Below are 12,442 nucleotides of genomic sequence, written 5' to 3' on the forward strand. Positions count from 1 at the left end.
GCAAGGTGGGGGCTATACTAGGCAAGCTTCACGAGTGCCTGGGCCTTCATCAGCGCCTTCTGCTCTTTGCCCTCGGTGTCGGGGGCGGTGACGGTCAGGTCGATGCGGGCGGTGCGGGCATCCGCATCCAGGGCGCCAACCTTACCGGCAACCGAGATGACGTTGCCGCCGGTAGCCGGGGAGGCCGCGTCATCAGCATCGGGTACCGGAACCGGCTTGGAGAAGCGGGTCTGGTAGTCCACAATCGCACCGGCGTCGCCTACCCAGTCGGTCACCAGCTGCACGGCAGCACCCATGGTGAACATGCCGTGGGCGATGACGCCGGGCAGGCCCACAGCGGTTGCGAAGCGCTCATTCCAGTGGATGGGGTTGAAGTCGCCGGACGCGCCCGCGTAGACCACCAGGTCAGCGCGGGTGACAGAGATCTGACGGGTACCAATCTCGGTACCCTTTTCAAGGGAGTCAAAAGAGATAGCCATGGGTTAGTCCTCCGCCCGAACCAGCAGTGATGAGATGCAGGTGGCGACCTTTTCGCCCTCCACGGTGGTGATTTCTTCGCGGGTGGTCAGCATAGCGCCAGCTCCCATGACGCGCACGCTATCGACGTGCACCTCGGTGAGCAGCTCGTCCCCTGCCACGATTGGGCGGTGGTGGGTGAAGCGCTGGTCAGCGTGGACCACGCGGGAGAAGTCGATACCGGCTTCGGGGTCACCAATCAGGGCGGCGTCTGCCTTCTGGGCCAGAATAATGGCGAAGGTGGGCGGGGCAATCAGGTCGCTGTAGCCTGCGCTCTGGGCGGCCTGCACGTCAAAGTGCAGGGGGCTGGTGGCCTTCACAGCTGTAGCGAATTCACGGATTTTTTCTCGCCCAACCGCATAGGGCTCTGTGGCCGGGTAGATGCGGCCTACGATCTCTTGGTTAATAGCCATAGAAACCACTCTACAAACAAAAAACCTGCCAAGCTAATGCTTGACAGGTTATCTGAGCCCCGACCGGGAATCGATCCCGGGACCTCCATCTTACCAAGATGGCGCTCTACCACTGAGCTATCGGGGCGTAGCGGTGGACGGGCTCGATCCGTCGACCTCACGATTATGAGTCGTGCGCTCTAACCAGCTGAGCTACACCGCCACGTATGAACTTTTGGGCTCATACAGAGCCCCGACCGGGAATCGATCCCGGGACCTCCATCTTACCAAGATGGCGCTCTACCACTGAGCTATCGGGGCAACAGATACTAGCTTACGGTACAACCTTTGGAAGACGCAAATCTAGAACCTGTTTTTTTAGGTGTTCTAGGGCACAAGTTGAAATGGTGCCCTATGGGTAAGGTGGCGCAGGCTCGCAGCGAAGCTGCTGGCTCGGCGGCTGGCGTGAATCGCTTGTGAGTGAAGCGAACCAGCGAGAGGGTCGGCAGCGAGCGCGAGCCTGCAAAACCTTACTCCGGGGCACAGCCCTTAGAACTTCTTGCGGCCCTTCTTCTTGCCGCCGAAGTCCTTCTTGCCGAAACGGTCGTCGCGGTCGAACTTTTTCTTGCCGCCGAAGTCCTTCTTGCCGAAACGGTCGTCGCGGTCGAACTTTTTCTTGCCGCCGAAGCCGCGGTCGTCGCGGTCGAACTTGCGTCCGCCTCCGCCACCCTTGGGGCCGCGGTCGCGCTTGATGTTGATGAACTCGCCGGCTACCTGGGTGTCGCGCAGGCGGTCGAAGAAATCACCGGGCAGTTCTGCTTCGGGCAGGGAGACGATGGTGAAGTGCTGGCGGATGTCAATTGCGCCGACCTGCTTGCCCTTGAGGCCGCCTTCGTTGGTGAGGGCACCGACGATAGCTGCGGGTGAGACGTGGGAGGAGCGGCCTACGTTGAGCTTGAAGTCGACCATGCCTTCTTCGGAGTGGCGGCGGCCACCGCGGGGCTTGTCGTCGCGGTCGAAGTCGCGGTCACGGTCGCGCTTCTTGCTCTTGGGTTCGGGCATTTCTTCGGCCAGGAAGGGGCGGCCCTGCTGGGCGATGACGGCCAGGGCTGCTGCGATTTCTTCGCCTTCGACGTCGTGTTCGTTGGCGTAGGCGTCGATGAGTTCGCGGAAGAAGCTGAGGTCTTCGGTTTCGATGGTGTCGGTGATCTGCTGGGCGAACTTCTGCTTGCGGTTGGCGTTGACGTCTTCGACGGTGGGCATGTGCATCTGTTCGACCTGCTGGCGGGTTGCCTTTTCGATCTGACGCAGCATGTACTTTTCGCGCGGGGTCATGAAGAGGATGGCTTCGCCTGCGCGGCCTGCGCGGCCGGTTCGGCCGATGCGGTGCACGTAGGATTCGGTGTCGTGGGGGATGTCGAAGTTGACGACCAGGGAGATGCGCTCGACGTCGAGGCCGCGGGCGGCGACGTCGGTGGCGACCAGGATGTCGATGCGGCCATCGCGCAGGGCTTCGACGGTGCGTTCGCGCTGGTTCTGGGGGATGTCGCCGTTGATGGCGGCAGCCTGGTAGCCGCGGGCCTTGAGCTTGTCGGCGACTTCTTCGGTTTCCTTCTTGGTGCGGACGAAGGCGATGATGCCGTCGTAGTCTTCGACCTCAAGCACGCGGGTCATGGCTTCGAGCTTGTGGGAGTGCATGACCTGCATGTAGCGCTGGCGGATGTTGGCGCTGGTGGTGGTCTTTGACTTGACGCGGACCTCTGCGGGGTCGTTGAGGTACTGCTCAGCGATCTTGCGGATGGTCTTGGGCATGGTTGCTGAGAAGAGGGCAACCTGCTTGGAGTCGGGGGTGTCTGCCAGGATCTGTTCTACGTCTTCGGCGAAGCCCATGCGGAGCATTTCGTCAGCTTCGTCCAGTACGAGGTACTGCAGGTTGGAGAGATCCAGGGAGCCCTTTTTCAGGTGGTCGATGACGCGGCCGGGGGTACCGACAACGACCTGGGCGCCGCGCTTGAGGCCCGCCAGCTGGGGGCCGTAGGGTGAGCCGCCGTAGACGGGCAGCACGGTGAAGTCGGGCATTTCGGTTGCGTAGGACGAGAAGGCTTCGGCAACCTGCAGGGCCAGTTCGCGGGTGGGGGCCAGGACGAGCACCTGGGTGTCTTTGGAGACGCCGTTGATGTCGGCCAGTTCTGCCAGGGTTGAGAGGGCAGGTAGGGCGAAGGCTGCGGTTTTGCCGGTGCCGGTCTGGGCTAGGCCGACGACGTCGCGGCCTTCAAGCAGCAGGGGGATGGTTTCAGCCTGAATAGGTGAGGGCTTTTCGTAGCCGACTTTTTCGAGGGCTGCCAGGACGCGGGCGTCCAGGCCCAGGTCGGTGAAGCGGGTGCCGCCGTCCTCGTCCTTTTCTACCTGCTGGGTGGGGGTGTCTACAACCGGTTCCTGGAAGATGGCGTCGGTTGCGGTTTCTGCGTTAACGGCAGTATTTTCAGTCAATGTTGTCCTCATCGAGTGGGGTTTCAGCACTCTCACTGAGGTGGAGGTGCTGTACGGGGTGTCCCCGTGGAATGCTCGCGAGGGGCCTCAAAGATCAGAGGTCTTCGGTTCGTGGGCGCTGGCTATCAGGGGTGCGCGCTTGGGCGAGCTGATTACACATCAGGTTCTCTAGTCGAAGGTTCAACGGTCTGCTTAGCCTAAGTATGTTCGTTGAACGCGCGTGGCCCTGTGGTTGTGTGCCAGTAGCGGGCGTGGGCGCTGAAGAGAAATGGTCGGGGGTTCCCGAGTCTTACGTTTTCAACTCTACCCTAGTTTGGGCGTTTTGGGCCCGGGTGGTGATAGAGGGTACAGCTAGCGGGTGCGGACGGCGATGTCGATGGTGCCGATGGTGCGGTAGTGAACGTAGGTGGCGGTACCGTAGCGGTCGGTGGCGTAGGCGACGGAGCTGCTGGGCGGGTTGCCGCCCCAGGCGCTGCCAAGTTTGTCGACGAGCACGTAGTCGGGGCCGGGTTCCCCGGAGTGGCCAATCCAGTAGGCGGTGTGGTTGGGCACCAGGTAGGTGAGGACGGAGAGGTCGGCAGCTACGGTGGCACCTTCTGGGATAGCGGCAATAGCTTCGGCCTTCATCTGGTCAGTGGTGGAAAGCTCCGTGGTGGCAAAGTCTGGGTCAGTCAGCTGGACCAGGGGCTGGTTGGGCAGGAGTCCTAGGCTGATGATGAGGGCGAGCGCGGGCAGGGCTACCGGGGCGCGGTGGCGCAGGGTTGCAAGGATTGTGCGGACGGTGCGCCCGGCGGGTGTTGCCCCGAGCCGATAGGCGGGGAGGTGCGTACGGGCGACGGCTCGGGCGAGCACATCGAGCAGGGCGGTGAAGACGATGGGCATGAGCACGAGGTTGTAGTGCCAGGTGGGTTCCCAGTAGCCCTCTTGGGGTGAAAGGAAACGCCAGATGAGGGTGGGGGCGGCGATGAGGGCGAGGGGGCTGGTGGTCCAGGCCAGGACGCCGGTGAGCAGGAGCAGGCCGAGCGTGGCGGTTTTTTGCCAGGGGTAGAAGAGCTGGGCGAAGGCGCCAAGCGGGTCGCCGATAGCCGCTGCGATGTCGAGTTTGTCGGAGTAGTCGAAGACTCCCCCGGTGTTGAAGTGGGGCAGGATAAGGCCAATGGCGAGCAGGGGCCAGACTATTCCCCAGAGCATGAGTAGGCTGGCTTCGGCGACCGCGGGGGTGTTGCCCCAGGAACGCAGCAGGGTGCGGTAGAGTTCGCGGCGGGGGCGTACCGGGGCGGACGCCGACGGGAAGGCTATGCTGCTGGCGGTTGAGAGCCAGCCGGTGCGGGCCAGGGCGACGAGCCCGATCACGAAAACCGTGATGCCGACGTCCTCTTTGACGAAGACCAGGGGGGCAGCCCAGTAGATGGCGCGGCGCAGCAGGGGGGCGGGGGCATCCGTCAGGCGGGTCATGGCCAGGTAGCCTAGGCTCATGACGAGCAGGGGCAGGGCGAAGGCAACCTCGTGGAATTGAACGGCTACAGCCTGCTGAATACCGAAGCTCAGGGCGTAGGCAGCTCCCAGGGCTAGGGCTGCCCAGGGGGCCAGAATCCGCTGGGCGAAGCGCACCAGCAGATAGACCGATAGGGCGACCAGCCCGTTTTGCACATAGAGCAGGGTGGCGGGCGTAGGCCAGAGCCAGTAGAAGGGAGTCAGCAGCACGGTGACGGGGTGGAAGTGATCCCCCAGCAGGTTGAAGCCTTCCCCCTTAATCGGCACAATCGGGGCCTGACCCGAGGCGTATGCCTTAGCCAGCTGCGAGAAGATACCCAGGTCCCAGGAGGGCACCACGTAGTGCCGCCACTGCAACCAGGAGTAGACGCTGTAGAGGGCAAAGACAGCTAGGGCCAGGGCTGCAGCGCTGATACGCGCCCTGATGGGGTGGGCTTCTGCTGGCAGTAGGGGGGAGCTCATGCGCCTTCTTCGTCTGAGGTTGGGGTGGGCGCCACGGGTGCGGCGTCTTGTACGAGTATAGACAGCAAAGTGGTTCTGTGGGTCAGGTAGAGCGGGTGTGAGACGATGGTGAGCATGTTGCGCGCGCATTTTGTTCTGGAACCAACCCACCGGGTCCACCTGGGCCAGACTTTTGCTCCCCTACAGCGCGGAGCCTTCGACCCCCTCTTTCGTCAGGTAGCCGGGCCTGCTGGCCCTGTTTTTTGGGCGACGGCCCGCGAAGCTGGGGTGGGGCTGCTTGTTCGTTTTGCCAGGACGCGCCCCGCCGACCTGCGTGCCCCGATTGAGGTAACGATTTGGGCAGGTGAAAGTTCCGCAGGTGACGCCTCGCCTGCGTCCGCCCTGGAAGCTTTTGCGGCTCGCGTGCCGGGCTGGGTGGGTGAGCAGGACCGGTGGGCCGGTTTCTACGCCTCAGAGGCCTGGGGGCAGCTGCCAGCTAGGCTGGTGCGGGCACGGGCCGAGGCACCGGGGCTGCGGCTACCCTCTATTGGCCTGCTCTCGCAGAACCTGCTACTGGCCATCACCGAACAGCGGGTCACCGGCATCGAGGCTATGGGAGGTATGCGGGCCCTGCTACGCCAGTACGGTGAACCATCCCCTGCAACCGGGCTCCCCGACCAGCCGCCGGGGCTTGTTATCTTCCCGCAGGCGTCCGTCTTTGCCCAGATTCCTGACTGGGCCTACCACCGCGCCGGCTTCGACCGCTCCCGCTCATCTGCCATGGTGCACTATGCGAACCGGGCTGAGTCCTTCGAATGGTTTGCCGCCCAGCACAGCGTAAGCGAGCTCGCCCGGGCGCTGAACTCGGTTCCCGGCATTGGCCCCTGGACCATCGCAGAAACCCTGCAACGCTACTGCGGCCACCCCGACGCCGTCAGCGTGGGCGACTACCACCTTGCACACCACGTCACCTACGCCTTCGATGGCACCCGCGGCGATGACGCCCGCATGGTAGAGCTGCTTATCCCCTACGCCGGGCACCGCCAGCGGGTCGTGGCCCTCATCAAGGCCGCCGGGATCAGCGAACCGCGCCGCGGCCCCCGATACGCCCCGCAGGATATGCGCTCCTTCTAAGACGAAGTCGCCCTCCCCCAGTTAGGGGGAGGGCGACTTATATAAAGAAAGTTAGTGGCTTTAGGCCTGCTCAGCCTGGGCTGCTTCAGCCTCGGCAACCTGCTTGTGCACCTCGGCCATATCCAGACCCTTGACCGCGTCGATAATCTGGTCGAACTGCTGGGCATTCAGAGCACCGGGCTGGGAGAAGACGAGAACGCCCTCGCGGAAGCCCATGATGGTGGGGATAGAGGTGATACCTGCTGCGGCGGCCAGCTGCTGCTGGTCTTCGGTGTCGACCTTGCCGAAGGTGATGTCGGCGTGCTTTTCAGATGCAGCTTCGAAGATGGGGCCGAACTGCTTGCAGGGGCCGCACCAATCGGCCCAGAAGTCGAGGAAGAGAATGTCTGAGTTTTCGACGTTCTGGGTCAGGTTTTCCTGGGTAATTTCAATGGTTGCCATGAGAAACACGCTACCGGTTTTATCGGGGCTTGTCTAAAGACTGTGGCCGGTTTCTCTGATAATGAAGCTAGCTCACCAGGGGAATAAAAAATCCCGCCTCATGTGAGGCGGGATTTTCGCTGTGGCAGATGAGGGATTTGAACCCCCGTAGGCAATGCCAGCTGATTTACAGTCAGCCCCCTTTGGCCGCTCGGGTAATCTGCCGTATTCAATTTCTTGAATGTGTTCGTTTGAGCGAACAGTAGAATACTTTACACACTTTTAGGCAGCTTGCCAAACCAAAAGTAGCTTTTGTTGCAAAGACCACTTAAGCGGGCCGACCGGCGCGCTATGAGAGCGGACGCCGGTCGGGGCCATGTTAGTTAGACGCAGAGCTTGCCGCCAGGGCTTCTTGCTCTAGCAGGAGCGATATTTCAAGGTTTTCTAGGTAGGCATAAGCCTGATCGGGGGTGCACATGCCGCCGCGAATTTCGCGGGAAAGGTTTTCTTTCACGCCCTCGAATCTGGCGACTAAATCAGCATCGTGCAGGGTTTGCCCCAGCCCGCGGGCAAAATCTGGGGCCCGTTCGACTTCAGGCGAGCCGCTGCCCGCCGGGGCAGTTGCATCGGCGGCAGTAAAGCCGTCTGCCACTAAATCTGCAAGGAGAGCCTCGTAGGCTCGCTGCATGGTCCCGTCAGTTACAGCTAGTACCTGGTGCGCTGCCGGAGTGGTTCCTGAGCCGGGCTGTACGCCGGCTGCAGCGTGGGCAGCTGTTTTCTTTTCAGCCATAGCTTCATCCTCCCAAACCAAGATGAACTTTAGCTGAGAATGGTGTCACAGTTTCATAACGATTGCGATAACCTGCATAGCCCCCGCAAAACAGGGTACCTTTGTAGGTAAGCGCCCCTCACCCGCTAGCGGTCTACAGGGGCACGGTCACCTATCTACAAGCAAAGAGGTAAGCACCCGTGGCAAGCGATTCATCATTCGACGTTGTTTCAAAGGTCGACAAGCAGGAAGTTTCTAACGCCCTCAACCAGGCCCAGAAGGAAGTAGCCCAGCGCTACGACTTCCGCGGTGTCGGCGCTGAAATTGATTTCTCCGGCGAAAAGATCCTGATTAAGGCCAACTCCGAGGAGCGCGCCCTGGCCGTGCTCGATGTCTTCCAGTCCAAGCTGGTCAAGCGCGGCATCTCGCTCAAGTCCCTGGATTCCGGCGACCCCTACGCGTCAGGCAAAGAATACCGCATTGAGTCTTCCATCAAGGAAGGCATCGCCCAGGACCAGGCCAAGAAAATCTCTAAGCTCATTCGTGAGGAGGGCCCCAAGTCGGTCAAGGCCACCATTCAGGGCGATGAGCTGCGCGTAACCTCCAAGTCCCGCGATGACCTGCAGGACGTCATTGCCCTGCTCAAGGGCGCCGACCTTGAGGTTGACCTGCAGTTCGTCAACTACCGCTAGGCACCTGCCCCATAGGGGGCGTCCGCACCTAGGTATAAAGCTCCCCACCTGCCCGGGCAGGTGGGGAGCTCTTCTTTAACCTGTTCAGATTTGTACGGTCAACTGAAGCCGACCGTGATCTACCGGTTAGAGCTGGCCGTTCTGACGAGCCATATTTTCGAGGCGGGCGATACGGTCAGCCATGGGCGGGTGGGTGGCCATCAGGTTCTTAATTGAACCGCCGCCGCGGAAGGGGTTAGCAATCATCATGGAGGCAGCGCCTGCGGTCTGGCGGTTCTCGGGGTTCATGGGGTAGCGTGACACCCCGTTTTCCAGCTTGTGCAGGGCGGACGCCAGCGCCAGCGGGTCGCCGGTGAGGCGGGCGCCGTCCTCGTCGGCATCGTATTCGCGGGTGCGGCTAATGGCCATTTGCATGACGGCCGAGGCCAGGGGCGCTAGAAAGGCGATGAGCAGGGTGAAGATGAGGCCGCCACCGCGGTTTTCTTCGCGGTTACCTCCAAACATGGCGCCGAAGGTAGCGAACTGGGCGATAGTACCGATGACGGAGGCGATAGCGGCAGCAATGGAGCCGGTCAGAATATCGCGGTTGTAGACGTGCATGAGCTCATGACCAATCACACCGCGCATCTCGCGCTCGTCGAGCAGCTGCAGAATACCCTCGGTGCAGCAGACCGCGGCGTTCTGGGGGTTACGGCCGGTAGCGAAGGCGTTAGGGGTCATGGTCGGGGCAACGTAGAGCTTGGGCATGGGCTGGTTGGCCTTAGCTGAGAGCTCTTCAACGATGGCGTAGAGGCCGGGAATCTGCTCACGGGTCACGGGGTAGGCGTTCATGGAGCGGATAGCGAGCTTGTCGGAATTCCAGTAGGTGTAGGCGACCGTACCTACACCGATCAGGCCGAAGAGCACAATAAAGATTGAGCTTCGGGTGAAGTAGGCCAGGCCTGCACCAATGAGGAGCAGGAAACCTACCATCGACCCCAAGAGCAGGGCTGTTTTGAGGCCGTTGTTATGGCTGTGCATGAAAGTCCTTTCGTCGGGGTCTTGATTTCTAGGTTAGATGACCAAGCTGAGATAGTGCCCGGTGTTCCGCTAGAGGCTTTAGAAAAACGCCCACCGAGTCCCCTTGCGCGGGGCCGGTAGACGTTTCTTACCTAGTAGCAGGTGATGTCTTGAATTCGGCTGATGCCAAAGTAGCTCTCAAGCACGTAGGTGGCATAGGGCGATTCGATGATGATGGGGGGCAGGTAGGTTCCAAATCCTGAGGGGAATTCAGCACCTTCAGAGTCAGTGACCAGGAAGGTGATGATGCACATACGGTTGTCACCAACGGGGTACCCAATGGTATCCCAGGGAGTATTAGCGATGAACTCGTAGTACTCCGGAGTACCCACCCAGTCCAGGGGCCCCAGAATCTCAGGGATTCCAGTATCGGGGTCCACAGGGTCGACAGGCTCAACCGGGTCGACAGGCTCAACAGGAACTTCTGGCTCAACAGGGTCTACGGGGACCTCAGGATCGACAGGTTCAACGGGAACTTCCGGGTCCACAGGCTCGACCGGAACTTCCGGGTCAACGGGCTCAACGGGGACCTCAGGATCCACAGGTTCAACGGGGACCTCAGGGTCAACGGGAACTTCCGGATCGACAGGCTCAACAGGAACCTCGGGGTCAACTGGCTCGACCGGAACTTCCGGGTCAACTGGCTCAACAGGAACCTCAGGGTCCACAGGCTCAACAGGGACCTCAGGGTCAACGGGAACTTCCGGGTCAACGGGCTCAATAGGAACCTCAGGGTCCACAGGCTGCTCGGGAGCAATCGGGGTCTCAGGTTCTGCCGGAGGGGTTGGTTCAGAGGGAGCAACCGGCTCCGCAGGAGCCTCAGGAGTTACCGGCTCCGCAGGAGCTTCCGGCTGCGAGGGAGCAGCAGGGGCTTCGGGAGCAGCAGGTAGCTCAGGGGTGACCGGGGCAACCGAAGACTCAGGGGCAGGAGCCAGAGGAACCTGCACAGAAACAGGCTCAGTCAGAGACGCTGTAGCATTTTCTGAAGCGGCAGGAGCACTCGCACTAGATGCAGCAGACTCAGCGGTCTTGTTCGTTGAAGCAGAGCTACCGTCGGACGAGGCAGCAGCAAGCGGCTGCGCAACAGGAGCTTCCGGCGCCACCGCATTGGCCAGAGAACTTGAAGAGGCAGCACTGCTAGAGCTGCTGCTGCCCTGGCCAGCTGAGGGCCCGTTAACGGCTACGGACGAGCGCAAAGTTTCGGCGGTCATGCCGCTAGAGACGCTCTGGGGCTCGTTCACCAGGCTATCGGTAACGCCTGAAGTATCGTCGCTCGGCTGGGCTTTAGGGGTCTGCAGCTGGGAGTCTGCGCTGATAACCGCTGACCCGGCCGAAGAATTATTGACCAGGGCCATGCCACCGGCCACAGCACCGATAGCGGTCACGACCGCAGCGGCACCTGCCAGGGCCTGGCTGCCGGGCGTCCAGCGTCCGCCCCCAAAACCTGAGAAAAGGCCACCCTGGGCGCCGGCACCAGCGGCGGCGCCACCAGCCACACCACCGGCCAGGAAAGGCAGCAAGACTTTCGAGCCGTCGGTGAGGACGGGAACCAGGCCTGCCAAGACTGGGAAAACCCAAACCCGCATGGACTTATTAATACCGGCCAGGGCCAAGTATTCTGAAGTGCAGTAGGAGCAGACCGATAGGTGCAGTCGCAGGGCTTCACTACGTTTCTTGGTCAAAGAGCCGCGCACCATAGAACTTAGATGGGGTGAGTACTGGGCACATTCATCGGTCTTCGGCGCATTCTGGTGGGCCCGCAGGAAACCTTCGCGCAGGCTTTCTCGGGCGCGGGCCGCCAGAGCCGAGACAGCATTGGCAGAAAGATTCATGGTTTGGGCGACTTCGCGAGGCTTTTTATCTTCAACCTCGGTCATCCAGAGCACGGTCTGCCAGCGTTCCGGCAGGCCGGTAAAGGCGGTAATGAGCTCATCTGATTCATGTAATTTTAGGACGGTCTCGTCCAGCGAACCCATTAATTCTAGGTGTTCTTCTTGGCTGGGAACTTCTTTTTGAGCGATGAGACCGTTTTCTGCTGCCAGGTGGGCAATAGTGGTAGCTAGGTAGCCCCCCATAAAGGTTCGGGGGCCCTTGCCGTTTTTGAGGGCCTGGAGCACACGCACAAAGGCTCCGGAGACGATGTCTTCTGAAAGGGTCTTGTTAGAGGTGTGCTTGTAGGCGATGGCACGAGCCATCGACACGTAACGTTCATACAGAACGCCGAACGAATCAAGCTTGCCTTCGCGGACATCCATGAGCAGTAGCTCATCGGTGGGGCCGCCGCTAGCCGGTTGCGCGGTCTTATGTGATTGCATGAAAATCCCTGGGTTTATGCGAGTTACCCCTAGCTTAGAGTAGTGGGGGGTATTCTACTAGTCTATCGGGATTAAGCTGCTCATGCAGTAGTTTATGAAAAGAAGCAAGACAGCCCGGCCCCTTAGGCAGTGTAAGGAGCCGGGCTGTGCCGCCCCTAGCAGTAAAGTGGCATCAGTCTCTCTACCCTCTGTTGCTGCTGATGGCTCCCCTCCCCGAGGAGGGGCCATCAGCCGGTGGTGGCCTGTCTAGCCTGCGCGCCACCACCCACGAACAGTGTTGGCACTTGGTGTCTCAGCGCCTGCGAAAGCGTCTGAAGTGTATGAAGTTATATCTGTTTGCCCCAGCACAGAACCCGCGAACGGCCCTGTGAGTGGCGGTTTGTGTGAGTGCGGTGTGTAGAGCCGCTCGATAAGTTCCAGCAGCAGCGACCCTACACCCCGAACACATCACGGTGTTGGCACTTTGACTACCGGGGCGTTTCCCCTAGTCCCGGCGGCAGGTGCCCTTGTGCTCACCTAATCCCCACGATTGGCAGGCACAAGTTATTTCCCTTATGCCCCCAGCTACTTCCCATAGCAGCTGGGGCGGTGCGCCACCAAGCCGATCATGAAAAACCGGTGGCACACCCGACAGCTTTAGGCTGTCATAGATAATAGAGTCGCCAGGGTCCGTTTTATGACGCAAAAAATGGAAAAACTTTTAACTCCCCCCCCCCCCCC

At 61.0% G+C, this 12,442-nt stretch carries 10 protein-coding genes and 4 tRNA genes; 2 read left to right on the plus strand and 12 right to left on the minus strand.

The window, feature by feature from the left end; all coding sequences use genetic code 11:
- Positions 1-17: 17 nt before the first annotated feature.
- The 7 genes from ACFP6B_RS10485 to ACFP6B_RS10515 all read right to left on the minus strand — a co-directional run bounded on the left by ACFP6B_RS10485 (position 18) and on the right by ACFP6B_RS10515 (position 5,354).
- On the minus strand, positions 18-479 hold the full coding sequence (locus ACFP6B_RS10485) for a MaoC family dehydratase (RefSeq protein WP_377129795.1): 462 nt from the start codon (positions 477-479) through the stop codon (positions 18-20).
- Positions 480-482: 3 nt separating this feature from the next.
- Complete coding sequence (locus tag ACFP6B_RS10490; RefSeq protein ID WP_377129797.1) at positions 483-929, minus strand: FAS1-like dehydratase domain-containing protein; 447 nt, start codon at positions 927-929, stop codon at positions 483-485.
- A 55-nt stretch (positions 930-984) separates the two neighbouring features.
- Positions 985-1,056, minus strand: a tRNA-Thr gene (locus ACFP6B_RS10495).
- 1 nt (position 1,057) lies between these two features.
- Positions 1,058-1,131: transfer RNA gene (locus tag ACFP6B_RS10500), tRNA-Met, on the minus strand.
- A gap of 26 nt (positions 1,132-1,157) precedes the next feature.
- Positions 1,158-1,229 (minus strand) — tRNA-Thr (locus tag ACFP6B_RS10505).
- A 228-nt stretch (positions 1,230-1,457) separates the two neighbouring features.
- Complete coding sequence (locus ACFP6B_RS10510; protein WP_377129799.1) at positions 1,458-3,410, minus strand: DEAD/DEAH box helicase; 1,953 nt, start codon at positions 3,408-3,410, stop codon at positions 1,458-1,460.
- 339 nt (positions 3,411-3,749) lie between these two features.
- Positions 3,750-5,354 carry a DUF2079 domain-containing protein gene (locus tag ACFP6B_RS10515; RefSeq protein ID WP_377129801.1) on the minus strand — a complete coding sequence of 535 codons (1,605 nt, stop codon included), beginning with the start codon at positions 5,352-5,354 and terminating at the stop codon, positions 3,750-3,752.
- 114 nt (positions 5,355-5,468) lie between these two features.
- Between ACFP6B_RS10515 and ACFP6B_RS10520 the strand changes: the two genes are divergently transcribed.
- Positions 5,469-6,467: a DNA-3-methyladenine glycosylase family protein gene (locus ACFP6B_RS10520; protein WP_377129803.1), complete on the plus strand. Its 999-nt coding sequence runs from the start codon at positions 5,469-5,471 to the stop codon at positions 6,465-6,467.
- A 60-nt stretch (positions 6,468-6,527) separates the two neighbouring features.
- Here ACFP6B_RS10520 and ACFP6B_RS10525 read toward each other — a convergent pair whose 3' ends face one another.
- The 3 genes from ACFP6B_RS10525 to ACFP6B_RS10535 all read right to left on the minus strand — a co-directional run bounded on the left by ACFP6B_RS10525 (position 6,528) and on the right by ACFP6B_RS10535 (position 7,677).
- On the minus strand, positions 6,528-6,908 hold the full coding sequence (locus tag ACFP6B_RS10525) for a thioredoxin family protein (RefSeq protein ID WP_135012472.1): 381 nt from the start codon (positions 6,906-6,908) through the stop codon (positions 6,528-6,530).
- 122 nt (positions 6,909-7,030) lie between these two features.
- Positions 7,031-7,112, minus strand: a tRNA-Tyr gene (locus ACFP6B_RS10530).
- Positions 7,113-7,266: 154 nt separating this feature from the next.
- Positions 7,267-7,677 carry a hypothetical protein gene (locus ACFP6B_RS10535; protein ID WP_377129805.1) on the minus strand — a complete coding sequence of 137 codons (411 nt, stop codon included), beginning with the start codon at positions 7,675-7,677 and terminating at the stop codon, positions 7,267-7,269.
- Between the two features lie 179 nt (positions 7,678-7,856).
- Here ACFP6B_RS10535 and ACFP6B_RS10540 point away from each other — a divergent pair, with 179 nt between their 5' ends.
- Positions 7,857-8,348, plus strand: coding sequence for a YajQ family cyclic di-GMP-binding protein (locus ACFP6B_RS10540; RefSeq protein WP_237184942.1), 492 nt, complete (start codon positions 7,857-7,859; stop codon positions 8,346-8,348).
- Between the two features lie 126 nt (positions 8,349-8,474).
- Here the strand turns inward: ACFP6B_RS10540 and htpX are convergent, their stop codons facing one another.
- Positions 8,475-9,368 (minus strand): zinc metalloprotease HtpX, encoded by an 894-nt coding sequence (gene htpX, locus ACFP6B_RS10545; protein ID WP_237184944.1) that lies wholly within the window; start codon positions 9,366-9,368, stop codon positions 8,475-8,477.
- A 131-nt stretch (positions 9,369-9,499) separates the two neighbouring features.
- Positions 9,500-11,722: an RNA polymerase sigma factor gene (locus ACFP6B_RS10550; RefSeq protein ID WP_377129807.1), complete on the minus strand. Its 2,223-nt coding sequence runs from the start codon at positions 11,720-11,722 to the stop codon at positions 9,500-9,502.
- Between the last annotated feature and the right edge of the window lie 720 nt (positions 11,723-12,442).

Origin of the sequence: Rothia nasimurium (assembly GCF_042660305.1) — a bacterium.
GTDB classification, from domain to species: domain Bacteria; phylum Actinomycetota; class Actinomycetes; order Actinomycetales; family Micrococcaceae; genus Rothia; species Rothia nasimurium.